28 protein-coding genes, 1 tRNA gene and 2 pseudogenes are annotated in these 25,539 nt (G+C 58.8%); 12 read left to right on the forward strand and 19 right to left on the reverse strand.

The genetic code is table 11. The annotated features are described in order from the left end of the window. Positions 1-31: 31 nt before the first annotated feature. From HY795_08580 to HY795_08615, 8 genes are all read right to left on the reverse strand, one after another. The gene (locus tag HY795_08580; GenBank protein ID MBI4805278.1) at positions 32-1,327 is read right to left on the reverse strand and encodes a phenylacetate--CoA ligase; all 1,296 of its coding nucleotides are present in this window, start codon (positions 1,325-1,327) and stop codon (positions 32-34) included. 33 nt (positions 1,328-1,360) lie between these two features. Next, a complete protein-coding gene (dnaB, locus tag HY795_08585) occupies positions 1,361-2,815 on the reverse strand; it encodes a replicative DNA helicase (protein ID MBI4805279.1) in 1,455 nt (484 codons plus the stop codon). After that, entirely contained in the window at positions 2,784-3,296 is a 513-nt protein-coding gene (locus tag HY795_08590) for a 50S ribosomal protein L9 (protein MBI4805280.1), read from the reverse strand. The genes dnaB and HY795_08590 overlap by 32 nt, the downstream gene beginning before the upstream one ends. Positions 3,297-3,315: 19 nt before the next feature. Then, entirely contained in the window at positions 3,316-3,576 is a 261-nt protein-coding gene (locus tag HY795_08595) for a 30S ribosomal protein S18 (GenBank protein MBI4805281.1), read from the reverse strand. Positions 3,577-3,579: 3 nt separating this feature from the next. After that, a complete protein-coding gene (locus HY795_08600) occupies positions 3,580-3,897 on the reverse strand; it encodes a 30S ribosomal protein S6 (protein ID MBI4805282.1) in 318 nt (105 codons plus the stop codon). Positions 3,898-4,009: 112 nt separating this feature from the next. Next, positions 4,010-4,615 carry a hypothetical protein gene (locus HY795_08605; protein ID MBI4805283.1) on the reverse strand — a complete coding sequence of 202 codons (606 nt, stop codon included), beginning with the start codon at positions 4,613-4,615 and terminating at the stop codon, positions 4,010-4,012. Positions 4,616-4,617: 2 nt separating this feature from the next. Further along, entirely contained in the window at positions 4,618-4,956 is a 339-nt protein-coding gene (locus HY795_08610; protein ID MBI4805284.1) for an STAS domain-containing protein, read from the reverse strand. Between the two features lie 9 nt (positions 4,957-4,965). Next, positions 4,966-5,382, reverse strand: coding sequence for an ATP-binding protein (locus HY795_08615; protein ID MBI4805285.1), 417 nt, complete (start codon positions 5,380-5,382; stop codon positions 4,966-4,968). A gap of 90 nt (positions 5,383-5,472) precedes the next feature. Here HY795_08615 and HY795_08620 point away from each other — a divergent pair, with 90 nt between their 5' ends. The 4 genes from HY795_08620 to HY795_08635 all read left to right on the forward strand — a co-directional run bounded on the left by HY795_08620 (position 5,473) and on the right by HY795_08635 (position 8,152). Further along, entirely contained in the window at positions 5,473-6,270 is a 798-nt protein-coding gene (locus HY795_08620; GenBank protein ID MBI4805286.1) for a YkgJ family cysteine cluster protein, read from the forward strand. After that, positions 6,267-6,755: an adenylyltransferase/cytidyltransferase family protein gene (locus tag HY795_08625; GenBank protein ID MBI4805287.1), complete on the forward strand. Its 489-nt coding sequence runs from the start codon at positions 6,267-6,269 to the stop codon at positions 6,753-6,755. Before HY795_08620 ends, HY795_08625 begins: the two co-directional genes overlap by 4 nt. A gap of 56 nt (positions 6,756-6,811) precedes the next feature. Then, positions 6,812-7,153, forward strand: coding sequence for a hypothetical protein (locus HY795_08630; protein MBI4805288.1), 342 nt, complete (start codon positions 6,812-6,814; stop codon positions 7,151-7,153). A gap of 96 nt (positions 7,154-7,249) precedes the next feature. Next, on the forward strand, positions 7,250-8,152 hold the full coding sequence (locus HY795_08635) for a hypothetical protein (protein MBI4805289.1): 903 nt from the start codon (positions 7,250-7,252) through the stop codon (positions 8,150-8,152). Positions 8,153-8,159: 7 nt separating this feature from the next. Here the strand turns inward: HY795_08635 and HY795_08640 are convergent, their stop codons facing one another. The 9 genes from HY795_08640 to HY795_08680 are packed head-to-tail and all read right to left on the reverse strand — an operon-like array spanning position 8,160 to position 15,495. After that, a complete protein-coding gene (locus HY795_08640; GenBank protein MBI4805290.1) occupies positions 8,160-9,263 on the reverse strand; it encodes a hybrid sensor histidine kinase/response regulator in 1,104 nt (367 codons plus the stop codon). A 13-nt stretch (positions 9,264-9,276) separates the two neighbouring features. Then, positions 9,277-9,726, reverse strand: a complete 450-nt coding sequence (locus HY795_08645) for a response regulator (protein ID MBI4805291.1) — start codon at positions 9,724-9,726, stop codon at positions 9,277-9,279. Between the two features lie 45 nt (positions 9,727-9,771). After that, on the reverse strand, positions 9,772-10,425 hold the full coding sequence (locus tag HY795_08650; protein ID MBI4805292.1) for a hypothetical protein: 654 nt from the start codon (positions 10,423-10,425) through the stop codon (positions 9,772-9,774). An 8-nt stretch (positions 10,426-10,433) separates the two neighbouring features. Continuing rightward, positions 10,434-10,808, reverse strand: coding sequence for a response regulator (locus tag HY795_08655; protein MBI4805293.1), 375 nt, complete (start codon positions 10,806-10,808; stop codon positions 10,434-10,436). 2 nt (positions 10,809-10,810) lie between these two features. Beyond that, on the reverse strand, positions 10,811-12,541 hold the full coding sequence (locus HY795_08660; GenBank protein MBI4805294.1) for a two-component sensor histidine kinase: 1,731 nt from the start codon (positions 12,539-12,541) through the stop codon (positions 10,811-10,813). Beyond that, positions 12,531-12,887, reverse strand: a complete 357-nt coding sequence (locus HY795_08665; protein ID MBI4805295.1) for a dinitrogenase iron-molybdenum cofactor biosynthesis protein — start codon at positions 12,885-12,887, stop codon at positions 12,531-12,533. The genes HY795_08660 and HY795_08665 overlap by 11 nt, the downstream gene beginning before the upstream one ends. 3 nt (positions 12,888-12,890) lie before the next feature. Beyond that, the gene (locus HY795_08670; protein MBI4805296.1) at positions 12,891-14,048 is read right to left on the reverse strand and encodes a sigma 54-interacting transcriptional regulator; all 1,158 of its coding nucleotides are present in this window, start codon (positions 14,046-14,048) and stop codon (positions 12,891-12,893) included. A 12-nt stretch (positions 14,049-14,060) separates the two neighbouring features. Next, positions 14,061-14,495, reverse strand: a complete 435-nt coding sequence (locus tag HY795_08675) for a DUF1634 domain-containing protein (protein ID MBI4805297.1) — start codon at positions 14,493-14,495, stop codon at positions 14,061-14,063. Positions 14,496-14,520: 25 nt separating this feature from the next. Beyond that, positions 14,521-15,495, reverse strand: coding sequence for a sulfite exporter TauE/SafE family protein (locus HY795_08680; GenBank protein ID MBI4805298.1), 975 nt, complete (start codon positions 15,493-15,495; stop codon positions 14,521-14,523). A 296-nt stretch (positions 15,496-15,791) separates the two neighbouring features. On the opposite strand from HY795_08680, the gene HY795_08685 reads away from it, so the two are divergent. Further along, a complete protein-coding gene (locus HY795_08685; GenBank protein MBI4805299.1) occupies positions 15,792-16,820 on the forward strand; it encodes a sigma-54-dependent Fis family transcriptional regulator in 1,029 nt (342 codons plus the stop codon). Positions 16,821-16,914: 94 nt separating this feature from the next. Here the strand turns inward: HY795_08685 and HY795_08690 are convergent, their stop codons facing one another. Then, entirely contained in the window at positions 16,915-17,319 is a 405-nt protein-coding gene (locus HY795_08690) for a response regulator (GenBank protein MBI4805300.1), read from the reverse strand. A gap of 305 nt (positions 17,320-17,624) precedes the next feature. On the opposite strand from HY795_08690, the gene HY795_08695 reads away from it, so the two are divergent. The 7 genes and pseudogenes from HY795_08695 to HY795_08725 all read left to right on the forward strand — a co-directional run bounded on the left by HY795_08695 (position 17,625) and on the right by HY795_08725 (position 23,651). After that, complete coding sequence (locus HY795_08695) at positions 17,625-17,912, forward strand: hypothetical protein (protein MBI4805301.1); 288 nt, start codon at positions 17,625-17,627, stop codon at positions 17,910-17,912. 73 nt (positions 17,913-17,985) lie between these two features. Next, positions 17,986-18,061 (forward strand) — tRNA-Thr (locus tag HY795_08700). A 1,668-nt stretch (positions 18,062-19,729) separates the two neighbouring features. Further along, positions 19,730-20,059 (forward strand): pirin, encoded by a 330-nt coding sequence (locus tag HY795_08705; protein ID MBI4805302.1) that lies wholly within the window; start codon positions 19,730-19,732, stop codon positions 20,057-20,059. A 15-nt stretch (positions 20,060-20,074) separates the two neighbouring features. Continuing rightward, positions 20,075-21,715 (forward strand): relaxase/mobilization nuclease domain-containing protein, encoded by a 1,641-nt coding sequence (locus HY795_08710; GenBank protein MBI4805303.1) that lies wholly within the window; start codon positions 20,075-20,077, stop codon positions 21,713-21,715. 123 nt (positions 21,716-21,838) lie between these two features. Next, positions 21,839-21,931, forward strand: a pseudogene (locus HY795_08715) (transposase). A 5-nt stretch (positions 21,932-21,936) separates the two neighbouring features. Continuing rightward, positions 21,937-22,008: pseudogene (locus HY795_08720) on the forward strand (sigma 54-interacting transcriptional regulator). A 662-nt stretch (positions 22,009-22,670) separates the two neighbouring features. Then, a complete protein-coding gene (locus HY795_08725) occupies positions 22,671-23,651 on the forward strand; it encodes a DUF1566 domain-containing protein (GenBank protein MBI4805304.1) in 981 nt (326 codons plus the stop codon). A gap of 96 nt (positions 23,652-23,747) precedes the next feature. Here HY795_08725 and HY795_08730 read toward each other — a convergent pair. Further along, a partial coding sequence (locus HY795_08730; protein ID MBI4805305.1) for an efflux RND transporter permease subunit occupies positions 23,748-25,539 on the reverse strand: 1,792 nt, incomplete at its 5' end.

Genomic DNA, 25,539 nt, shown 5'->3' on the forward strand with positions numbered 1-25,539 from the left:
ATGCGAACCCGTAAAGGTGCGCGGCTCCCCTCTATTCCGGCTTTCTGTTGTCCACCACGCGCTGGGCCTTGCCCTCGCTCTTGGGCAGGGTGTTGTGCTCCACCAGGTCCACCTTGGGCGTAACCAGAATTTCGTCGCGGAGCTTGTGGGCGATCTTCTGCTTGAGCGAATTGAGCGCCCGCATGTCCTCCACGAAGTGCGCCTCCTTCACCTCCACCTTCACGCGGATCTGGTCGATGGGGCCTTCGCTTTCAAGCTCTATCAGGTAGTTCTGGCCCACCTCGGGCAGGCTCATGAGCACCTGTTCGATCTGCATGGGATAGATGTTCACGCCCTTAATGATGATCAGATCGTCGGAGCGGCCCGTGATCCTGTCGATGCGAACATGCTCTCGCCCGCAGGGGCAGGCACCGGGAATAAAGCGGGACAGGTCCCGGGTGCGGTAGCGCACGATGGGCATGCCTTCCCGGCACAGGGTGGTCAGCACCAGTTCCCCCACCTCGCCGGGCTTGGCCGGTTCAAGGGTCTCGGGATCGATGATCTCGGCCAGGTAGGCGTCCTCCCAGAGGTGCATGCCGGCCTGCTGCCCGCACTCGAAGGCCACGCCCGGCCCGTTCATTTCCGACAGGCCGTAGGAGTTGAAGGCCTTGAACCCGAAGATGTCTTCCAGGCGGCGGCGGGTCTCCTCGGAATACGGTTCCGCGCCCACCAGGGCGATGCGCAGGCCCAGGCCCTTGGGGTCGATTCCGTTCTGATGACAGTAGTTGGCCAGATAGAGCGCGTAGGACGGAATGATGTGCAGGGCGGTGACCTTGAAATCCTGCATGAGCTTCAGCTGCCGCTGGGTGTTGCCCGCTCCCATGGGAATGGCCAGGCAGCCCAGGCGCTCAGCGCCGTAGTGCATGCCCAGGCCCCCGGTGAACAGGCCGTAGCTTGTGGTGTTCTGGAACACGTCCGTTGATCTCATGCCTGTCATGTGCATGCAGCGGGCCACCAGGGAGGACCACCAGCAGATGTCCGCGGCGGTGTGGTAGATCACCGTGGGCGTGCCGGTGGTGCCCGAAGACACGTGCATGCGCACCATCTGCTCCGTGGGCACGGCGTTTAAGCCGTCGGGATAGGAGTCTCGCAGGTCTTGCTTGGTGGTGAAGGGCAGGCGGCGCACGTCGTCCAAGGTCTTCACGTCAGCAGGATCAAGACCGTGTTCCTTGAACTTGCGGGCGTAGAGCTTGGAACGCGAGGCGCGTTCAAGGGTGGTGCGCAGCCTGGAGAGCTGCAGATGTGAGATTTGATCGCGGGACAGAGTCTCTGCCGAGTCGTAGTACATGCGCTCCACTCCAGCGGTATTGCCGGCTCCAGGTTAGGAGCCGTACTCGGAAGGCGGCGGAATATCCGACGGGTTTTCGAAAGACGTGGATTCACGGAAGAAGCGCAGCTTCACCATGCCTGTGGGGCCGTTGCGCTGCTTGCCGATTATTATCTCGGCCACGTTGTCATCGGGGGTGAGTTCGTCCTTCTTCTTGTAGGCCGCCTCGCGGTAGAGGAAGATGATGACGTCCGCATCCTGTTCGATGGCGCCGGATTCGCGCAGGTCGCTCATCATGGGGCGCTTGTCGCCGCGCTCTTCCACCTTGCGGTTGAGCTGGGAGAGCGCGATGACCGGGACGTGCATTTCCTTGGCCAGGGCCTTGAGATTGCGGGAGATGTCGGAAATTTCCTGTTCGCGCGAGTCCACGCGCCTGGCCGAGCGCATGAGCTGCAGGTAGTCCACCACCACCAGGCCAAGGCCGTGCTCGGCCTTGAGGCGGCGGCAGCGGGCCCGGACTTCCATGGTGGACAGGGCGGCGGAATCGTCCACGAACACGGGCGCTGGCGAAAGGGCATTGGCCGATTCGTAGAGCCTGGCCCAGTCGCTATCGTCCAGGCGGCCTTTTCTCAGCTTGGACAGGTCCACCTTGCCCCAGGAACAGAGCATGCGCATCATGATCTGCTCCTTGCTCATTTCCAGCGAGAATATGGCCGTGGGCACGTTGTACATGCAGGCCGCGCGCATGGCCACGTTCATGGCGAAGGCGGTCTTGCCCATGGAGGGGCGGCCGGCCACGATGATCAGGTCCGAGGGCTGGAGCCCGGCTGTATACTCGTCGAACGTGTAGTAGCCGGTGGGCACACCTGTGACCAGCTCCTTGTTCTCCACGCGTTTGGTGAGCTGCTCGAACACGGAGTCCACCAGGGACTTGCTCGAACTCAAGGCCCCGGACTTCTTGGAATCGGAAATGGCGAACACGGCCTGTTCGGAGGCGTCCAGCAGGGCATCGGTCTCCTCGGCCCCCTCGAAGACCTTCTCGATGATGTCCGATGCGGCCGAGATCAGGCGGCGCTTGACGGCCTTGTCCTTGACGATCTGGGCGTGGTGCACGGCATTGGCCGCGCTGACCGTGGCCGAGGCCAGCTCGGCCAGGTAGACCGGGCCGCCCACTTCGTCGAGCTTGCCCATGCGGGCCAGCTCTTCGGCCAGGGTGACCAGGTCCACGGCAACGGAGCGGCGGTTGAGCTCCAGGCAGGCCTGGTAGATATTGCGGTGCACCGGGGAGTAGAAGTCGTCTTCCCCGAGGATGTCGATGAGATTGTGGAGAGTGGAATTCTTGATGAGAATCCCCCCCAGCACGGACTGCTCGGCTTCCGGGCTGTGAGGGGGAACACGGCGAAGAAGATCGCCTGAAACCCGTTCCAAAGTACGCGGGGCGAGCTCGGCTTCCTGCTCGCCCGCCCCGCGACGGGTCTTACGCTTCGGCTTCGGCGGACTGCTGTCCACTTTCGTCGGCTGCTTTTTCAGCGTCGATGAGTTTCTCGCCCTGGCGGCAAACCATGACGCGCACGGTGCCGCGCACGTCGGCGTGGAGCTTCACGTCCACTTCATGCACGCCAAGGGTGCGGATGGGATCGTCAAGAACGATCTTCTTGCGATCGACCACGATGCCCTGGGCCTCGAGCCCGTCGGCAATCATGGAGGAGGTGACGGAGCCGTAGAGCTTGTCGCCCTCGCCCACGCGCACCTCGATGGACACGGTGGCTGCGGCGAGCTTCTCGGCAAGGCCGGCGGCATCGGAGCGCAGGGCGTCCATCTTGGCCTGAAGCTTCTTGCGCTCCAGGTCGAAGACCTTCTGGTTTGAAGTGGTGGCCATCATGGCCAGGCCCTGGGGTATCAGATAGTTGCGGCCGTAGCCGGGCTTCACGGCGACGATGTCGCCAAGTTTGCCCAGGTTTTCCATATCGGCGCGCAAAATGAGTTTCATGGCTGCCATAGCGTGACTCCTACTGCATCTTCTTCAGAAGTTCGGCGCTGTGGGTGGCCGTGTAGTAGATGAGGGCCATCTGGCGTGCGCGCTTGATCTGGGTGGTGAGCCTGCGCTGGCACTTGGCGCAGGTGCCGGTGATGCGCCGGGCGATGATCTTACCGCGCTCGGTGATGAAGTCGCGCAGGATGTCAGGGCGCTTGTAGTCCAGGGGCAGGTTCTTGTTTGCGCAGAACCGGCAGAACTTCTTCTTGGGGGTGAATTTCTTTTTGAAGGACATGGCTTAGGCCTCCACGGGGGCAGCGGGCACGTACTTGTCGGCCAGCTTGACGGTGACGAACTTGAAGATGCCGTCGGTGATACGCACGATACGTTCCAGCTCGGCCACGGCCTTGCCAGGAGAGGTGTACTCCATGCGCACGTACTGGCCGCGAACGAACTTGCGCACGGGATAGGCCAGCTCTTTGGTGCCCCAATCGTCAACGGACAGCATCGTCCCCTCTTCGCGCTCGATGATCGCGACCAGGTTGTCGATGACGCCCTTCTTGTTTTCCGCGTTGAGCTCGGGGCTCAACAGCAGAAGCGTCTCGTACTTCCTCATGAGATCCTCCTTATGGACTGTGGCCCTTTCCCCTGAGGGAGGGAAAGAGCAAGGCGAACGGAGGTGGTTAGGCGATTTAAAAAGGCGTGTCAAGGACTGCCGAGGTTTTCCCTTATCGCGGCAGGAAATGTTCGATCCCCAGCTCCTTGGTAGCGGGCGCGGGCGTGACCACCTTCTCCCTGGGGTGCTTCCTCCGGTAGCATTCGTGCTCCTTTTCCAGAAGGCCAGTCGCGGCAATGCGGATGGAATTGCCCTTGGTGAAGGAGTCGTCTTCGCCGGAATAGCGCTGCAGAATGATGGAGATGTCTCCCAGGTTCTGGTCCTTCAGGCTCCACTTCCAGATGCGCAAATTCCCGAAGGGATTGCCGCGCCACTGCTTGGGCTCGCCATAGCGGCTTTTCAGGGCAGTCAGCAGCTTCTCGTAGAAGGCCATGGAATCGTCGTCGTAATTCATTTTGATGCGCGCGATGCGGCCCGGAGAGTCGCAGGTGCCGCTGGTGACGTAACCGGAACGAAAGCCTGGGACCGGCATGAGCGCCATGGTCGAAAGGTATTGCCGGTTCAGGTCTGTGTCGCTTTCCTTGGTCGCGATCTTGCCAGGATATTCCTGAATGCTCGCCCCAAGACGGATGCCGCCCAGTTCCAGAGGGGCGTCATACGCCTGGCAAACAAATGCTGTCGACAGCAGCAAAACAGCGGTCAGGACGGCGGCCTTCACGGCTATTCCGGGAAAGCGGCCAGGGCTTGGCCCTGGTCTTCGAAAATGGGGAATATTTCCGTATAGCCGGAAATCTCAAACACTTCGCGCATATAGTCCTTGATGTCGCACAGATGCAGAACGCCGCCGCTTTTTTTCAAGTGCTGCAAAGCCATAAGAAGAACCCTCAGTCCGCTGGAGTTGATGTAGTCCACTCCCCCGAAATCCATGAGCAGCCTGGACGTCCCTCCGGTCACGAGTCCCATCACCCGGTCCTCGAGCTCTTTGGAGGTGTTCGAATCCAAACGGCCGTCGATTTTGAGGACGGTCACGGGTCCGGCAGCTGTCACGACGAGTTCCATCTCATGCTCCTAAGTGGTCTTCTTGCGTATGTGCAGAATGTTTTTCCCGTTCTCTCGTTCGTAGACCAGTTCGTCCATGGTCTTGCGCACGAAATGGATGCCCAGCCCCCCTATCCTGCGCTTCTGCGCCGCAACGCTCACATCGGGTTCGGGCGCCATGAGTGGGTTGAAGGGCTTCCCCTCGTCCTGAACAGTCATCTCCACGGAGCCGGGATTGCGCAGAAGCTTCACGTCGATGACGTGGCCTCCCTCCGTGTCAAAGGCGTAGGAGATGACGTTGGTGACCAGCTCGTCCAGCGCAAGCTGTATGTGGTACGCATCCCGCCCGGCCACCTCGCACCGTTCCAGGAAACATTCCACCTCCATGAGAAGCCTGTCCAGCTCGGAGAGGGTGTTGCCGATGCGCAGACAAAGCTGCTCGTTCATGATGGTGTTGTTTTCCACGAACGCCCAAGCGTGTCAACGCGCCCTTTTCGGGTTTTCAAGCACCACTGCCGGTGCTAGACTGGCCAAGCCATGACCAAAACGAACACCACCCCAAACGACAACGACGCCACCCAGGCCTTTCTGGAAAGCCTGCCGGAACTTGCTCCCGGCGAGAGCTTCCGCTTCGCCTGCCACCCGCAAGTTCCCTGCTTCAACGCCTGCTGCTCGGACCTGTCGCTCATGCTCACCCCCTACGACGTGTTGCGCCTGCGCGCCAGGCTTGGGCTTTCCAGCCGTGAATTCATCGCCAAGCATGCCCTGGCCGCGCAGGCTCCGGACACGGGGTTTCCCATGCTCAGGCTACGCATGCGAGAGGACGTACTCGGGGCTCCCTGCCCCTTCGTCACCCGCGAGGGCTGCACGGTCTACCCCGGACGCCCCGGGGCCTGCCGGACCTACCCCCTGGGCAGAGCCACCAAGACCGACGAAGCCGGAGAAGTCGTCGAACAGTTCTTCGTGGTGCAAGAACCCCATTGCCGCGGCTTCGAACAGGACGCTTCCTGGACGTCCGCAGCCTGGCTCACCGACCAGGACCTGCAGGAGTATAACCGTTTCAACGACCGCTACATGCTCCTTCTGGCCGAAGCCAAACAGCGGGGAGCCAAACTGGACCAGAAGCAGGCCAACATGGCCTTTCTGGCCGCATACAACATCGATGCTTTCCGGGACTTTCTGGTCAACACGGGCATGCTCGGGCGCCTGGAACTCACCGAACAACGGCATGAAGCCATACTTCAGGACGAACCAACGCGCCTTCTCTTCGCTATGGACTGGCTGGAACTGGTCCTCTTCGGATTGGAACGCAATTTGAAAAAGAAAACGTCATGACCCCGGACGTCTCGCTCACCAAGAAGATCCTTCCGCTCGACACTCTGCTGGAAAGGCTTGGCCCTCTGCGCCCCAACTCCAGGGTGGTCTTCACCAACGGCTGTTTCGACCTCTTGCATCCGGGGCACGTGGATCTTCTGGCCAGGGCCAAAGCCCTGGGGGATATTCTGATACTTGGGCTCAATGCCGATATTTCGGTACTAGGGCTCAAAGGGAACACCCGCCCCGTTACCGCCTGGGCGGACAGGGCCCTGGTGCTTGCCGGGCTTGCCAGCGTGGACTTCATCACCAGCTTCGACGACCCCACCCCGCTGAAACTCATCGAGGCCATCCTGCCGGACGTTCTGATAAAGGGAGGAGACTGGCCCGTAGAATCCATCGTTGGGCGCGAAGCCGTTTTAGCTGCGGGAGGAAGGGTGCTGAGCCTTCCCCTGCTGCCGGGATACTCCACGACGAGTCTGATCGGACGTATCAAATGCCTGTGAGCCTTGACGCTCCGCGCTTGGGAATATAAATAATGACCGTTTCCACAGAGGGGGCCATGCACACTCGTTTTCTCGCTTTCATGCGCAACACCGCCATTGTCGCAGCCATAACCATGGCCTTTGCTGGCACGTCCTACGCCCAGAATGAACCGGACATGCAACTGGTGTCCAAAGACTCTCCCATTACCGCCGTTGTGGGCGAAGAGGATGGCGAGGGGCTCTGGATCGTGAGCTCGGACGGCACCAGCTACTCAGTCTGGACCCCAGAGGAGATAAGCCTCGAGGACATCTCCGCCTTCCAGAGTTACTACAAGAACAAGGAAGTGACGCTGACCGGCGACGTGTACAAAGACAAGTTCGGCAACCTGAACCTCTTTGTTAAGTCCTTGCCACAGTAGACTTCGAAGCAGCGCTCTTACGGCGCTTATACCCCAGTTGTAGTTTCAGACCACGCGGATTCGCTGTTTTCGCTCTCTTAGTGTAGGATGCCAACAGTGAACTCCTCCAAGCACACAAAGATCACCTCTTTTCTCCATCGGCTTTTCGAACATGGCTTGGCGCAGGATGAGGCGGTCCTGCACTACATGGCCTCCACCCACGGCGGCGCGTCTCCGAGCGATTTCGAGACTGTCCTGGCGAACCGCGACGACCCTGACGCCGCCAGCCTGACCGACCTGCTCCTTTTCCCGAATAACGACGTTTTGAATCGCCTGGAACTTTTGCTTGAGGGCGAGGAGTTTTCCTCCCCGGACGCTTTGGCCGTGGCTAAGGCCCTGGAGAAAACCGTAAGCACACGTGCACTCCTCCCCGGCGGCGAAGAAGTGCCGGTGCTTCTCGAACTGGGCGACGTGGCTCGTTTCGTGGAGCGTTTGCGCCTGGAGCACGCCCCTCCCCGCGAACTGTCCGAAGCTGTGGCCGATGGGTTTCCAGGTGTGAGCGGCGCCCCCTTGAAGGTGGCTCTCAGGCACTGCCGTTTGGAATGGACATCAGAGCGCACTGTATTTCTTACCGCTCTCTTGCGGAATATGCCCGCAAAGGGGGAAGCTCTAGACATCCTGGTCTGGGCCCTCACGTACCTTGGCTCACTCCCGGATGGCGCTTCGGCATTGGACTCGCTCGCCGTGAAATACGCTGAACTGTCCGCCAGGTTCAGGCGCGCCCTGGACTTTCACTCAGCCCTGGCCAAATCCAGCTTCGAGGTGATGATGGCCCAGGGCGCGCGCGTGGTTCTGCCCCACCCGGACCAGATCCGCGGTGAGCTGGCCCTGCTTGACGCCGTCTGTTTGGCCGTGGCCGGAAGACCAGCCTGGAGCCTGGCCGGAATTACGGAAACCGACCTGGGGGAAGTGGACGGCGGCGAGGCCGCTCTGGATATTCTGGGAAGGCTCGAAGGCTAAAAGAACATCAGACCTTGGCCGGAAGGGCCGGGAAGGTGGCGGCGAAGACAGCCCCCTGGCGGCCGTTCCTGACCAGCTCCACGTCGCCCCCCAGGGACTTCATGATGCCGTGGCAGATGGCCAGGCCGAGTCCGGACCCTGTGCCTACGTCCTTGGTTGAATAAAACGGTTCGAAAATCCGTTCGGCAATGGCTTGAGGAACCCCAGGCCCAGTGTCCGCCACCTCAATGCGCACCCCGGTGGACGCTTCACTCCTGACTGACACCGTGAGGGTTCCGCCCGAAGGGGTCATGGCATCCAGGGCATTATCCACGAGGTGCTTGAGCACCTGCTCGATCTCGGCCCGGGGAAGATGGACGGCCACGGTGCCGGGCTCGAAAAAGGTGTTCACCGTGACCCCGATGCTCCGGGCCCTCCCGCCGGCCTGCTCCAGAACGGCCTGAACTGCCTGACACGGATCGAACTCCGTGGCCCTGGGGTCGATGCGCCCGCCCAGGCTCATGAGTTTGGACACGATGTCCTTGCAGCGTCTGGCTTGGCGGACGATGCCCTCAAGTTCCGCCTGCACTTCGGGCAGGCTCCCGCAGGAAACGAATTCCTCTTCTTCCAGCAGCTCCCCGGCCCATTGCGCTTTCTGCATCATGGTGTTCACCGGGTTGTTTATCTCATGGGCAACTCCCTCGGCCAATCTGCCAAGGGCCGCGAGCTTGCCCGTCTCGATCATCCTAAGGCTTTCTTCCTGGTCGGAACGCCTGGACCCGGCCCGCTCGATGGCATTTCCCAGGGGTTCAATGTCCACCGGCTTGACCAGGTAATCCATGGCGCCAAGCTTCATGCCCGCGACGGCCGTGGCCACGTCCGACTGGCCGGTAAGCATCACCACCTGGACCAGCGGCCAGCGCTCCTTGATCTCGCGGAGCACATCCAGGCCGCTGCGGTCCGGCAGGTTCACGTCCAGCACAACCACGGCGGGAGAGCCGCTCTCCACGCTTCTTAAGCCGTCGGACGCGTCGAAGGCGACCGACACCGGGAAATCCCGGGCCTCCAAACGCGCGGCCAGCAGCCGGACAAAGTCTTGCTCATCGTCGATGAGCAGGGTCTTGGGGCGCATGGCCCGCTCCCGGTTATTTATTCTCGTCCATGACCTTCTGGGCGGTTTCGAAATCGCCTTCCTCGGCCAGGGCGGCCACGACCATGGCGTCCTCGATGCGCTCACGGTAGGCCTTCTTCACCGTGCCCAGCAGCTCGTCGATGTCGATGGGTTTCTTGTGGTAGTGGAAGGCGCCAAGTTTGCGGGCCTCGTCCTCGTCCAACTCAGTCCCGTGCCCGGTGAGAATGATGATCTGCACCTTGGGATTGGTGGCGCGCACCTTGCGCAGCACCTCCATGCCGTCGATGCCGGGCATGCGCAGGTCCAGAACCATGACGTCGGGTTCCTGGGCCTTGACCACTTCCAGGGCGGCCTCCCCGGAATAGACCACCTTGGAGGGCACATCGCGCATTTTCATGCGCTCGGCCAAGGTGTTGACGAAGTTTTCCTCGTCATCCACGAGAAGCAGCTTGATCTTGTTCATATCGGTCTCCTTCCAACGTTTAGCGCGCAAGAGCCCGCCACTCGATTACGCCTTCCGCCCGGCCTTTTCGAAAGCCAGGCGCACCCCGCCTTGTATCACTCCAGCCGCGAAGGGGCCGGACTCTTCGCCAGCCAGGCACGAGACCAGGGACTGAGCTTCCCCGGGGCCAAGCGCCTGGCAAAGAATATCCACGTGCACCTTGTCGCCGTCTTCGCCCGGCGCGAACACGATGTCCCCCCGCTCCCTGCATTCCCATGCCACGCCCAGGAGGGCCGTTTCCAGCACCGTGAGCACTTCTATGAGCGACACGGCGGCCTTGCATTCCAGGGGAGCCGGCATCACCACCAGCTTCACCTTGTGCTTCTTGGCCACACGGCTGGACATCTTGGTCAAAAGGTCGGTCGCCCGGCCAAGGTCCGCGCCGTCCTGGCCCTCGTCAGGAGCATGGGCCAGCTTGCTCAGGTTCTCGCAGATGTCCTGGCCCCGGTTCACCTGGAACTGCACCTGCGCGATTATTTCCTCGAATTTGTCGTTGTACTTGAACTTCGGCCTGAGTCCCATGGTCTTGAGAGATTCCTTGCGGGCCAAGGAGAGGTAGTCGGCCAGCAGGCCGGAGGCCTGCTGGATGGTGGCCAGCACGTTGCAGAGATCGTGGCTGACCGTGGCGGCCATTCGGCCCATGAACCTCACCTTGTCCATGTCGACTCCTAGGCTCTGGCCATTTTCACGGCTTCGCCGATCTTGGCGGTGAGGTCGTCGATGGACAGGGGTTTGATCATATAATCGAAAGCCCCGAGCTTCATGCCTTCCATACCGTCCTTGGTGGCGCCCTGGCCCGTGAGCAGAATCACCTGCACTTTTGGATGACGCTGCCTGATGAGGCTCAGCACATCGAGCCCCTTGAGGCCGGGCATGAACATGTCCAGGACAACGACGTCCGGGACGTTCTCTTCCATCATCTTGAGTCCATGCTCGCCGTCCAGGGCCACACGGCAGGTTATTCCGCGCAGGTCCAGGCGTTCGCACAAGGTCTGGACGAACTCCTCTTCGTCGTCCACAAGCAGGATGTTCCAATCCTTCATGGTTACTGCGCCTCCACGGCTGCCGAAGGCGGGGCCATCACCGGAAGCAGCACGGTGAATGTGGAGCCCACCTGTTCCTGGCTCTGCACGGAAACGTCCCCGCCGAGCCGTTTGATTATTCCATAGGTTATGGACAGGCCAAGCCCGGTGCCTTTGCCTCGCTTGGTAGTGAAGAACGGCTCGAAAATGCACTTGAGCGTGTCATCGGACATGCCGCAGCCGTTGTCCTGGATGGAGAAGCCCACATGCTCCTTGTCCTGGTTCCAGGTCTTGACCGTTATGGCTCCCTGGTTCGGGATGGCAGCCAGAGCATTGTTCAAGATATTGAGTATCACCTGCTGCAGCTGCCCCCGGTCGGATTCGATGAGGCTCAGGCCCGGATACAGGTCCAGGGCGAGACTGACGTTGCGGTGCTCGGCCTCCCTGACCAAGAAGCTCGCCGTCTCTTGAATGACTTCATTCAAGTTGAGCCCCTCGATCTTCACGTCCATGCGCCTGGCAAAGCCCAGCATGCGGTGGGTGATGCCCCGGCAGCGTTCCACGGCCTTGAGCACCGCGTCCACCTGGGAGGCGTATTTCGCCTTGCCCGGAAAGTCCTCCTGCAGGCCGAGCAGGTCCTTCATGAGGCCGGCTTTCTCGTTGATGATTGCCAGCGGATTGTTGATCTCGTGGGCCACGCCCGCTGCCAGGCGGCCGATGGAGGAAAGCTTCTGGGCATGTTCCACCTGGCGGAACGCCAGAGCGCGTTTTTCTTCTGATTCGCGCATACGGTTGAGCAAGAGCCCGGTGAACCTGGACACCACGAAGAAGATGGCCACCACACCCGTGAGGAAAATGGCCAGCAGGTCGCCACGTAGGTTGTACCAGGTGGTCAGGGCGCCGAGCCTGGGCTTGGCGGCCATGAGCACGAAATCCGTGTTGGGAAAATAGGCGTAGCTTAAGTAGATATCGCGCCCGGCCGGGTCCGTGGCCGGCACCACCTGGGCCTCGAAGGAGACGGGCGGCAACCGGAGCGGACAGGGTTCCAGCACGTTGCCGTACATGTAGGATCCCGTCTGCAGGATGCCCTTGCGGTTCACCATGAACGCATCGGATCCCGGTTCCAGGCCCATGGCGGAAATGATCTTGTCGAACTGGCGGGTATCCAAAGTGGCCCGGAGAATCCACGTCTCGCCCGATTCGGAGGTATGCTGCATGGCAATGACGACATGTGGCAAATTCCGAAACCCAAGAAACACATCGGAGATGTATTTGCCGTTGACCATCACCTGGGCGAACCAATCCTGGGTGGAGTAGTCTCGCCCCTTGAGGTCGTATGGACCCACATAGCTCACCTGGCGGCCATGGGCGTCAATAAGCCCCAAGTCCACAAATCCTTCGAATTCCTTGCGCATCACACGGAAGATGCGGCCCAGGCTGCGCTCGTCGGAGAGTTCCTGAAAGCTGTAGGCCTGGGCGATGAAAGCCACAGTCGAAGCCCGTTCGGCCAGGAACAGGTCGATGGTGTTGCGGGTCTTACCAAGAAGCACCCGAAGAGGGTTCTGAACCTCACGGGCCATGTTGGTCTGAAATTCCGTGAAGTTGATGACCGCCATGAGCAAAAGGGGCACCAGGGTGACCACGGCCATGAGCCCCACGATCTTACGCTTGAGGATGTCGTAACGCTCCGGGGAGATGGCGTCGTCGCTGGTGTGGAGATCACGGAAATGCCGTGTGAAGATGTCACCCAGCATGGCCGTCCTCCTGGGAGAAGAGGATGTCCCCGGCCTTGAGCGACCCGGCCGAAAAACGCTCCAGCGCGGCCAGGGCCTTGCCCGCCACGTTATCAAGCACTTCCACCCGTTTCCAGCGCAGATAGTGGTAGTATTCCTCTTCGATTCCTCCGCAGATCACCACGTCGATGTCCTTGCGCAGAACAAGGTCGCACAGGCCGTCCGCCGAAGGATGCGGCAGCAGGAAGTCCTCGGTGGTGAAGCCTCCCTCGGGCGACACCTCGGCCATCAGGGCTTCGGCAGCCAGATCGAAGCGGGGGGCCACCTCATCCTTGAAGAGCGGAATGAGAACGCGCTTTACCCGCATGGGCTACTCCTTCTCCCCGGGAGCGGCCAGTTGCTCAAGAAGATGCGCGGGCAGGCACGCGGGGGGTATGGAGGGCTTCGGGCAGATCATCACCGCGAATTCAACAATGTTTCTGAGTTCGCGGACATTGCCGGGGTAATCGTGGGCAAGCAGGAGGCGCCTGGCCCTGGGGGTGAACCCGAGCACCTTTTTCCTGAACTTCGCGGCGAACACTTCCATGAAGTGGGCCAGAAGAAATTCTATGTCCTCGGGCCGCTCACGCAGGGGGGGCAGATCCAGGCGCAGCGCGCCCAGTCTATAGGCCAGATCCTGACGCATCCTGCCTGAACGGACCAAACTTTCCGGGCTGGACGGAGAAGACGCGATGACCTTGGCCTGGGACCTGATCGGGGTCTGACCTCCGGCCGGGAGGATCGCCTCTTCGTCCAGGAAGCGCACCAGTCTTACCTGGAGTTCCTCGGGCAGTTCTCCCACGTCGGAGAGGTAGGCCGTACCGGTTCCAGCCCGCTGGAATGCTCCCGGGGCGATCTCACCGGACTGCTGACGGCGGCCGAACAGCTCTGCCTCGAGTGCTTCGGCCTGCATGGGACCGCAATTGACCCGCACGAAGGGCTCTCTCGCGCGCGGCGAGAGTTTGTGGATGGCCTCTGCCACAGCGTCCTTTCCCGTGCCTGTCTCGCCTATGACCATCACCGGAGCGCCGGCCTGGGCCATGGCTGGAATAAGGCGCATGATGCGCTCCATGGCCGGGCTTTTGCCAACAAGCTTCCCGATGCCCCCCGGCTCCTCGAGCCGGCGTTCGAGTTCCCTGAGCGCGCTCAGATCTTCAACGATGTCGAGCCGGAAGAGCTCCTGCCCAAGAGGGTCGAGCACGGGCACGGCGCTTATGCGCACCGGAATCTTGCGGCGGTGGCGGTTAATTATCTCGGTATCGACCGGCCCCGAAGCCGGGCACTTGCCCTGGCAAATGCCTGAGCGGAGCACATGCCTGCACGGCACACCTCGGGCCGCCTCCCGTGAAAATCCGGTCATCCGTTCAAGGGCGGTATTGACCGTCACCACCCTGCCCTCCCGGTCCAGGACGGCCACGCCAAGCGGCAGGCCGTCCAGTATGGCCGGAAAGTCGAGGGAAGCGAGAAGAGAAGGAGACACGAGCGTCATTACCGAATTCTCCTAGTGGGCTCCTGCGCCGACTATGCCGGAAGCCGCCAGAGCGAGCACCAACACTTCGAGCAGCGAGATGACTGCGAACTTCACGTCGCCTTTCTTCAGAAAGGCAGGGATCAGCGGAATGTATGCAATGATGGTAAGGCCAGCCAACAGAACGATCCCCAGAAAATTGAGAAAATCACCCTTGCCCAGCAGAACGAGCCAGCCCCATCCGGTAGGCACGTTGCCCTGCTCCAGATACACCTTCACTGGTTGGGCCCATAAGGCGGGAACCTGATCCAACGGCACATGGGGGGTCACGAGACCAGTTACGTAGATTACATAGGTCAGCGCCATGAGGGCCAGACCGCCCCAACAGCCCCAGAACAGAATATCGGCATACAGAACCTGCTCTTTCGGAGTCTCGACCGGCGCGCAGGCCTTGGTGTTATCAGCCATGACTTCCTCCTTACTCTTTAATGAATTAGATGCCCAGACCCTTGAGCAGCGCCTTGCCACCCGCGAACAGCAGCACGCCGATGACCATGTAGCGGATGAACTTGGGCTTGGCCTTGGCCAGAAGCTTCACACCCGCAAAAGAGCCGAACATCAGGCCGACCACCGAAGGAATAGCCATCAGCGGGATGACGCAGCCCTGGTTCAGATACACCCAGGCTGCGGAAGTATCGGTGATGGACAACAGGAACTTCGAGGTGCCCACCGCCACCTTGAGCGGCGCCCCCATCATCAGGTTGAGCACCGGAACGTTTGCCCAGCCAGCCCCAAGGCCGAACATGCCGGCCATCACGCCGATGACGATGAACAGCAAAAGCCCCCACAGGGTGCGGTGGGTCTTCCACTCCACGGTCTCACAGGTGGCGGGATCGTAGTAGACGCCGTTCATGCCCAGGGCGAGCCCGAGCGCGTCCTGCTTCGTGACCACGGGCTTGGCCGTGTTTTTTGATACTAGGAGCAGCACGGCGATGAACAGGATGGTTCCACCCAGGCAGATCTGCAGCACATTGGTGGGCAAAGCCAAGCCGATCATGGCGCCCACGATGGCGCAGGAACTGGCGATAAGGGCCACCGGCAGGGCCAGCCTCAAGCTTGCCATGTTACGTTTGAGAAGACCTGGTCCGGCGGCGAGCGCTCCGGCCAGGGCCACCAGAAGGCCGGCACCCCTGACAAAGTCGAGGTGGAACGGGAAGAACCCGCTTACCAGGGGGACGAAGAGAACTCCTCCTCCCACGCCGGCCAGAACCGCGATGATGCCCAGCACGAAGCAGAACACCAGAAGAATTGCCGGCCACATCCACCACGGCCCGGCGGGGGCACCCGCGGCCTGGGCAGCCTCTGCCATGGCCTTGCCGCCGTCCGCGGACGCGGCGAAAGCGAATGCCGCACCAGCCAGACCCAGGGCCACAACAACCATACCGACTCGCATCCATCTCGATTTCATGTTCGCACGCTCTCCCTTGCTTCCAGATTCTGAAAGGGCCGTCCGGCTAAACCGTCGGCGGCACGCCCCACGTTTGTTCTTTCTGGCACAATCCAAGAACCGTACCACAAATAAATACTGTAATTACATAGCTTTAGGGAAAACACTCCGAGACAAAAGCGGCAAACCCTTGCCGCAAGCGGCAAAATTTTGCCAAAACTCACTTCCAATTCATGTGAAGAGGGGGTACGTGAAGAACGCGAACAGGCGATTCTACAAAAAGTTTTGAGCGGAAAACCTGTCAAACGGACAACGAGATGAAAAGCGGCAAAATTTTGCCGATCAGGCTGGACCTCGACGACCTGCCCGAGGAGGGCGGTGGGGTTACAGCTGTTCTTATTGGCTCGAAGGCCATGCGGGACGCCCTCAACCTAGCTTCGCAAGTTGCCCCGTCCGACGCCCCGGTGCTCCTCCAGGGCGAATCCGGAACCGGCAAGGAACTCTTCGCCCGGCTCATCCACTCCATGTCCAACCGGGGAGAAAAACCTTTCATCCCCGTGAACTGCGGCATCCTCAAAGGCGAACTATTCGCGGATAAATTTTTCGGACACGAGTCCGGAGCATTCACCGGGGCGTCCAGACAGCAAAAAGGGAGTTTCGAACTGGCTGGCGAGGGAACCTTATTTCTGGACGAGGTGGGTGAAATCCCGCCCAACAATCAGGCGGACTTCCTTCGGGTCCTTGAACAACGGACCTTCCGGCGCCTCGGAGGAGAGCGCGACTTGCCGTTTGGGGCCCGCATCGTTGCGGCAACGAACAGAAATCTGCTGGAGATGGTCAAGGCGGGAAACTTCAGGGCCGACCTCTATTATCGGCTCAACGTCGTGCCGGTCTTTCTCCCCCCGCTTCGCCAGCGCCGCGAGGACATACCGGTTCTGGCCGGACATTTTCTCGAACATTTCGCACACAGGTACCACAAGCCAGGCATGAAGCTGAGCCCGGACGCGCTCTCCATATTGTCGACGCACGCCTGGCCCGGCAACGCTCGTGAACTCAGAAACCTCATCGAACGCCTCGTTCTCGTCAACCCAGACGGAGTTATCGAGCCGGAGGGTCTCCCCGGGGAACTGCACCCAGGAAGCCAGGTCCACGTTGAAGATCACGGCCCTGAACAATTCGACCTGAACACTGTGGTGCGTGAAGCCGAAATCAAGGCCATCTTTCGCGCCTACCGCCACGCCAAAGGGAACAAGGCCAAGACTGCGGAAATGCTCGGAATCTCCCCCAGAACGCTGCGGCACAAGGTCCAAGAATATGCCTTGAACCTTTCGCGCCACGACAGGTGAACATGACGTGCGGCAGAAAAATGCCGCGTGAGGGATGAGATGACTTTGGGCTGATCAGAAAGGAAAGGAGCGGTCAAAAGCGGTAAAAACTCGGCTAGGAATTGCCAGCGGACGCAAGGCCCACCGCATCCGTAACGTAAACCCCCGAAGGCGAAAACTTCTTCAGCAGCGCGACTATGCTGGCTTCATCCAGCGGTTTGCGCACCACGGCATCAGCCCCGAACTCCATCGCGTAATCAAGATAGTCGGTGGAGATGGACGGCCCCCCCCCGGACATGGCCACCACCTTGATTCCAGGATCATACCCCTTTACATCCAGAACAATCTGTAAACCGGAGGCATTATTCAAAAAAATGTCGGTGATCACCATGTCGATCCGACCGTTTGATTTGATCTCGTCGAGACAATAAAGCTCCTCGGCCATGACCACCTCATGCCCGCACTTCAAGAGTATCCCCGCTATCTGGGATGCGGAGGCTACATCGTTCTCGACAATCATTATCCTCAATCGGCGCTCCTGAACTTTGACTCGCCCCTTTCAGAGGTCGACCACTCACTCACTCTCTTTGACAGTATTCAAGGATTCGTCCAGTGGGGGTATCCCTACTCTTGCAAAGTATTTACATATGGACCACTGGAAGAACGTTCGAACCAACAACGACAATTGCATCACAATAGGAATGAGACGTTGCCCTTAATAAGTATTATTATAAGGATGCCCCCCATATCCGCCCTTAAGGGGAATCGCCCCGGACAGCACTCGGGGGACGCGCCTTCCTATCTCACAAACAGGAGGATTCCAACATGACCAGCCTTGCCTGTGTGGGTTGCGGCTGGTGCTGCCTCACAGACCAATGCCAGGAATCGCATATCCTGTACGGATACATGACGCGATGTCCGGAGGTGCTCTGGGACGAGGAACTCCGCCTGTATCGATGCCGCCTCTCCAGCCAGAGCAAATTCAGGGAGCTTCTCGCCATGGGGGAAGGCTGCTGCGCACCGCTCAACACATGGAGGCAGGACGTGAAGAATCGGGATGAAAAACCGGAACCTACGGGGACAGCCCTTTGCGACAAACCGTCCGGGAAATAACAGAGCCCCCCTCCTGGGCCATTAGAGCTTGACCCCCCTCTAGCCCTTGTGTATCAAGCGTTTCCGCGCCTTAGCCAGCGTAGCTCAGTTGGTAGAGCAGCTGATTCGTAATCAGCAGGTCAGGGGTTCGAGTCCCCTCGCTGGCTCCAGGAAAATTAAGGCCTTACGTCCACATGGGCGTAAGGCCTTCGCTATTTTTGCTAACGTATTGCGAACTCTGTTCGCAACGGCCAGCCCATCCAAACACCAAATCTTGCCCCGATTCCACCAGTAGCCCTACGGGCTACAACGAAGTTCCCTCTAGAAAAACAGAAAGCGAACGCCTCACCCGCCAAGATGTTTCGTTCGCTTTCGCTGAAAACTGGACACTCAACTGTCCGAACAGTTTTTCTCATATGGCACTGGCTGCCATGTGTCAAATTCTGCTTGGGCACTCCCTCCCTCGGTGCCTGGGATGTCATCGGTATTAGGATATACCCTAGAAGGTGCCTTAGCCAGGTCTTCAGAAGGCAATCGTTGCGGACATGATCCCAGACGGCCTTTGCTAACTCCTGCTAACCCGATCCGAAAAGGCAAGGGTGGATTGCCACGGATTCTGTCTCTTGCGGCCGAGCGTACAAAGTCCTGGTATGACCATCCTGGGAAATGCCCACCACTTCTGAGATCAGGCGGTCGACAGACACGAAGTGAGCGCCGCGAGGCTTGTCTCCTTGTTCTTGAAACGCTTATATCCCATCTTGACCTAACTTCCCTTTGTTTGGGCGTTCCGACACTGGCGAACGGGTTCATCGACATCGACATGAGGACCATCGTGAGGGACTCTGGACTTGGCCAACGCCGGTGTGAGCGTGCAATCGGGCAGTTGAAGCAAGCTGGGTTCATGCAGGTAAGCCAGCCAAGAAGTAGAAACGACGAAGGGAGATATTTCGGATGCAGGGCAATTCGCGTCGTTACTTCAGCTCTCTTCGAATGGCTTGGCCTTGGCCCGATGCTGCGGCGTGAACGGGCCAGAGCGTCAGAGACGCTTCGTCGCAAGGCCCAGAAGGCCAACCGCAAGATCGCCGATTTTATGCGCCGAGTTGCTTCCGGGTTCAAATTCAGACCTGCATGTGTGTCTGGCGGAAGAACCAGGGAGCAGCAGGTGATCGAATGGAACCAGACGTGGGCAGCTCACGTCAGGGCGGGCCGCGATCCGCGAGAGGCGCAGCGGAGAACAAATGACGCCCTGGGATATCCACCAAGCTACAGCCCAGGTCAGAAAAAGTAAGAATCAGCGCTGGAATTCAGCTGGACCATGATGATCTCGCACGCGGGCTTTCACTTCTGCGTCCAAATACTCTCCCAGTAAGGCCTTCCAGATGCCTTGGATAATGTAGCCATCGGATTCGGCGTGCTCTGTCGAAGCATGGCCCGCTATTGGATCACTTCTCAGCCTAGATAAGTGTCGCATGGTCGGACGGTATGTGTCGCCCATAATAACCAAAAGGCAAGAAAATTGAGAGAAGACTGGAAGTCCAAGGCCGTGATTGGCACGACGAACCCAATTTCTTTTTGAGGAGCGTTGGCCTCTGATGCTTTTTGGATTTTATATTGTTTGGAGTAAAAACATATTGGAGGCAATTGCCTCATGTTGGTTGATGTTGAAATGTAACGAATCATATTGGAAAGTGGCGCAGGAGCATGGTGTAGCCCAATATAGTAGCATATGATCTGACGCCGTCCGGAGGCAGGACAGGTGAGGTACTAGTACCTCGCGCTCTGCCCTGCGGGGCTCAAGCTTATTCGCCTCCGGCTCAACGTTTTGACTGAGGATCGAGATGCCTACCAAGAAAATGGCACTATGGTGCTACGTCAACACTGAGGAGCACGCCATTATCTCCGCCAACGCGGAGAGGGCTGGCCTGTCCAGGTCCACCTACATAAAGCGTGTCTGCCTGGGACAGCCTACGCCAAGCCTTGAAAAGCAGCACGCCAGGCGGGACCTGCTCAAGGTCAATGCCGACCTCGGGAGGCTTGGTGGCCTCTTCAAGCTGTGCCTAACGGATAATGCGGCTTCAACTCAGGCATTGCACTCGGAGGTGCGGCATATGCTCAAACAAATTGAGGCCCGGCAACGCGAGTTGAAGGCTGCCATCGCCCGTATTTGAGTACCTGGCGTAAACATGATTAGTCGCCGCGTCCCGCAGAAGCCGGAGAATGACGATTACCGGCGCTTGGCCCGCTACATCGCGGCAGCCGACCATCCAAGCGAGAAATCCCTGATGCACTGGTGCACCGGGTGCTTGGCCGGAGACGATTACGCCCTGGGTATCCAGGAAGCCGTGGACACTCAGGCCATGAACAAAAGGACAACCAGAGAAAAGACATACCATCTCATCGTGAGCTTTCGGCATGAGGACGAGGCTCGGCTTGAGCCGGAAATGTTCAAAGCCATCGAGGAGGAATTTGCAAAGGCGCTAGGATTCTCCGAGCACCAGCGTCATTGCGGCGTTCACAAGAATACGAACAACCTCCACCTGCATGTGGCCTACAACATGATCCACCCGGAGCGACTGACCCGGCATGAGCCATACCGTGACTTCATCAAGCGCGACTTGGTCTGCCGGGACTTGGAGTTGCGGTACGGCCTGGCTATCGACAATGGGCGCGGAGTCGAGAAGGAGGCTCCGCAGCTGAATGATATTGCGGCCACGGTGGAGGCTCATACCGGACAACAATCCTTTGAGGGATACGCCAAGGAGCGGCGAGGACGCCTCATGAAAGACCTGGCTCAGGCAGCCGACTGGGAGCAGGTTCACGCCGCCTTCGCTAAACACGGAATGGAGATCAAGCCACATGGCAACGGTTTGATCATCAAAGACCGCAACGGAGGCCTCGCCATCAAGGCCAGTCGCTTGGACCGGTCGTTGTCCTTGTCCAAGCTGATGAAGCGTTTCGGAACCTACATCCGCCCGGGCCTGGCTAAAGAGCGCTATCCAGAGGAGGTGCGCTACACAGGCAAGCCATTGCACCAAGGGCCAGAGCGTGGGGATTTGTATCGGGAGTACCAGCAGGGCATCGAGCTTCGAAAGATGGCCATGAAGGTTTTGGCCAGCCTCCAGGTGAAAGAACAGGAAACCTTACGGGCCGTCTGGAGCTTGGAACGTGGAAAGATCAACCGGCAGTTTTTCGGTCGGCAACGGTATGACCTCCTCAAGATCGCACGATTGAAGGAGACTGAGCAACGACTCCATATTTTTAAGAGAATAAGAGCCGAGCAGGAAAAGGCGAAGAAGAATGCGCCCTACTCCTCCTGGACGGATTTTCTGCGTTGGAAAGCCGCTCAGGGAAACGAGACAGCCCTTGCCATCCTACGCTCGAAGGAGAACCTAGTTGAGCCCGAGGCCGGTCTAGGAGGCTCAACCGTTGACCGGCGGCAGGAGGTGCGCGAGAAGTGGATCGGAACGCAGCTTGACTTGGTTGGTGGGCAAGACTTGAGCCGTCGAGCTCAACGTGGCCTCCAGGCTGTGGCCAAGGCTTACGAGCTCGCGGAGTTAGAGGACGTGACGCCGCGAAGCAAAAGGCTCTTTACGGGATTCACTAGCTCAATCGACGCCATGGGAACGGTGTTCATCCACCTGATCAACGGCGGCATGATCCGGGACATGGGCAAGGAGATCGCATTCACGGCGCATGACGCGACAACAAAGGAGGCGGCTTTACAACTTGCTCAATCGAAGTGGGGCAAGGCCATCAAGCTAGAAGGCAACGTACTGAGGCTCCTGCCAATAGATAAGCGGATGGAACTTGGTGTAGAGCATTAAAACTGCTCTTCTTCACTATCCAAAGAATTACAAACGCAATTTGGACATAGGCATCAGTTGACCTTTCCCCCACAAGGTATCCTAGTTAAAAATTCGTGACTTCGACCAAGGGGGGTCGTGGTCATGAGGAAGAGCCGTTTCACCGAAGAGCAGATCATTGGGATTCTCAAACAGGCCGAAGCTGGTGTGGCCGTGGCTGAGTTGTGCATGCAGAACACGATAACTGCGCGGCATTGTCCGAAAATCTTCTGGACTCGGAACTCTTCGGACATGAAAATGGAGCCTTTACGGATTTCTTCCGTAATGCCCGTTTACTCCAATAGAAGACGCACATCGAAGAGGTCCCTCGGGTGCTGCCTATCCAAAGCGGTACAAAGTACACTTCCTAACAGATCGGATTGGTCAAGGCATCTATCCGGCCATAATCTGTCAAGTCTCGTAAAAGCCCACTTACCGAGAAACACGAAACAGCATCTCCAACGCCGCCACCTCAGACAGAGCGACCAGACTGAATAGTCCCGCACCGGGGTGGACACGAACTAACTCAGAGAGTGTGGAAATTGGGCGGGCAGTGAACACGATCCGCATCCCCCAGTCACGGGTTGTGAAACAGGGGGAAGGTTGCATCTGGCGGGACCAAAGATAAAGACTTCCTCCGTACCTGTGGTGATGTAGTGTGCGAAGCCTTGTACTCAAGGGAAGTCCTACCACCGGCGTAAAGTCGATGCCCTGTCAAGAAATCACATGCGGAGGGGATTCGGCCGTTTACCGCACTTACGGCTTGACAAGCACCAAGATAATATTTTTGATATACAATAAGCATGTAATCCGTGGAGAAAACCTGAAATTATACAATAATCTGGCGATTTGAATTTTTGAAAATCGAAATTCTCGCATTCCCATTCAATTTTTTTAAAACCTAGCCCCAATGGCATCGGCCTGGAACAGGGAAATTATGGACGTACGCTACCCATGGTCCGGTCAGGACAAATGCTTTGATATTTTGGGAAGGAATGTTCCCTGTCCCGGATCAGGCCAGGATGCCGAATATCACCCAGGTCGTATCTGGCCCACGCCACGCTTTGAACTCTTGGCTGAAGCACTGGTCCATGACCGTCTGACTGGGCTCTTCTGGCCGCAAAACGCTAATCTGGCCGGGTGGCCAATGTCCCATTCTGACGCCTTGGCCTTTGTCCGTCGTTGTAATCACGACGTTTTGCTAGGCCGTAGCGACTGGCGGTTGCCGCTACGCCGTGAAATGCTTTCCCTGTTAAGCTTGGCTCACTCCCGCCCTGCTCTGCCACCGGGACATCCTTTTGTGGACGTATTCCAACATTGGTATTGGACGGAATCAGTGTCAGCCGTGTCCCACGGCCACGTCTGGCGAGTACACCTTGAGGGAGGAAGGATGTTCTCAGGACCGCGCGACGCGGAACACTTGGTTTGGCCCGTGTCCGGCGAATCCTGGCTTCTGCAAGAAAAGTTAAAAGAGGGTCTGCGATTGAAGCCGAGCCCTCAACCCAGGTTCCAGGAATCAGGACAGGAGATCTACGATTGCTTGAGCGGATTGGTGTGGCTTAAGTATGCCTTCCCGGAAAAAGGCGACACAAGTTGGGGCGAAGCCCTGGAGGCGACAAGAAATATGGGCGTTCCGTGGCGTTTGCCCTCCATATGGGAACTGGAATCCTTGGTGGATATATCCCGGGCATGGCCTGCTCTGCCGCAAGGACATCCCTTTATGGGAATCGGCCCGGATCATGGTCGCGTCAGCACCCAATACCCTGACCAAACAGAGGACATCGGGTTGTGGTCGAGTACAAGCAGCGGCTATGATCAAGCTTGGGCATGGGTACTCTACGTGGGAAAAGGCGCGGTTGGCGTCGGCCACAAGCTTGGCCGACATTTTAAGTTTCTGCTGACTCGCGGGCAGGAATAGGATTTGAGGAGCATGAGTTTCGCAGATCGAGCCCAGCGAGGGAGAACTCGACCTGCGAAACTATTCTTCAACTACGATTCATAAAACATCGCCGCTCTAGTCCAGCTGTTTCGCCAATGTTTGGCGCAACTCCCTCCCTTTCCACAGCGCAAAGATCGCTGGATACAGGATCAGCTCCAGTATCGTGGACGTCACCACGCCGCCAATCATGGGCGCGGCGATGCGCTTCATCACGTCCGAGCCCGCACCGGTCGAGAACATTACCGGCAATAGGCCGGCCAGGATCACGGCCACAGTCATGACCTTGGGACGTATCCTCTTCACAGCTCCGTGCATCACTGCATCGTTTAAATCCGCACGGGTCTTGAGGAGCCCTTTGTCCTGCCACTCCTTGTGGGCTAGTTGCAGGTACAAAAGCATAACCACGCCTGTTTCCGCGTCGAGGCCTGCCAGGGCGATGATGCCCACCCACACCGCGATGCTTAGGTTGTAGCCCAAGAAATACAGCAACCAGAAGGACCCCACCAAAGAGAAAGGCACGGCCAGCAGCACGATGCAGGTGGCAGGGAGGGATTTTGTATTGAAGTAGAGCAACATGAAGATGATGAAGAGGGTCAGGGGGATGACCATCTGCAGCCGTTCGTGGGTGCTGACCAGATTCTCATACTCGCCGCTCCACACCAGGCGGTAGCCTGCCGGAAGCTGGACGGCGGCCTCTACGGTTTTCTTGACGCTGTTCACGTAACTACCCACATCGATATTCGAGAAATCTATGTACACATAGGCCGTGGGCAGCCCGCCTTCGCTTTTTATCATTGAGGGGCCATTGGTCACCTTGATGTCCGCCAATTCTCCAAGAGGGATCTGTAAGAGCCTGCGCGGCCCAGGCGTAGTAGAACCCATTTTGGGTTTGGCTTCCTCGCCAGGCCCTCCGACCGGGACCAGCATGGCCTTGATCTGGTCCACGTCCTGGCGCAATTCCCGGGGGTAGCGCACATTCACGGGATAGCGCTCCCGGCCTTCGATTGTGGTGGTGAGATTGCGGCCGCCAATGGCTGATTCGATGATGTCTTCCACTTCGGCCACTGAGAGCCCGTAGCGCGCGATAGCCTGGCGCTTCACCCTAATGTCTAGGTAATAGCCGGTGTTCACCTTGTCCGCGAACACGGAGAGGGTATGGGGTACGGTTTTGACCACGCTTTCAAGCTGGGTGCCGATCCCCTCGATCACGGCTAGGTCTGGCCCTAGGATTTTTATGCCCACCGGGGTGCGGATGCCAGTGGAGAGCATATCCACCCTGGCTTTGATGGGCATGGTGAAGGCGTTGACCACTCCCGGGATGTTGAGCCTGGTGTTCAACTCCTGCTTGAGCTTCTCCACGGTCATGCCCGGACGCCACTGGGACTCGGGTTTTAGATTGATGACCGTCTCGAACATTTCAATGGGCGCGGGGTCCGTGGCCGTCCCGGCCCTTCCGGATTTGCCGAACACCTGGGCCACCTCGGGCACGGCGGCGATGATGGAGTCCTGCATCTTAAGGAGTCTGGCGGCCTCGGAGATGGCTATGCCCGGCATGGTCACCGGCATGTAGAAGAGCGTGCCCTCGTACAAGGGCGGCATGAACTCCGATCCCAGACGCATGAGGGGCCACACGGATACGGCCATAACGATCACGGCCAGGAAAATGACCGCCTTCTTGAAGCGCAAAGCCACCAAGACGATGGGATGGTAGAGTAAACGAAGGATGTGGCTTAACAGCGTGTTGATTTTCTCCACGAAACATCCGACCATCCTTCCACGAGAAGGAGGATGCCAATGGGTCTTGGTCGACAAGCCGAACGACAGAACGCCATGTGGATCAGCTGCGATTTGATCCCCAAATCCCGAG

Source organism: Desulfovibrio sp. (assembly GCA_016208105.1).
Lineage (GTDB): Bacteria > Desulfobacterota > Desulfovibrionia > Desulfovibrionales > Desulfovibrionaceae > Fundidesulfovibrio.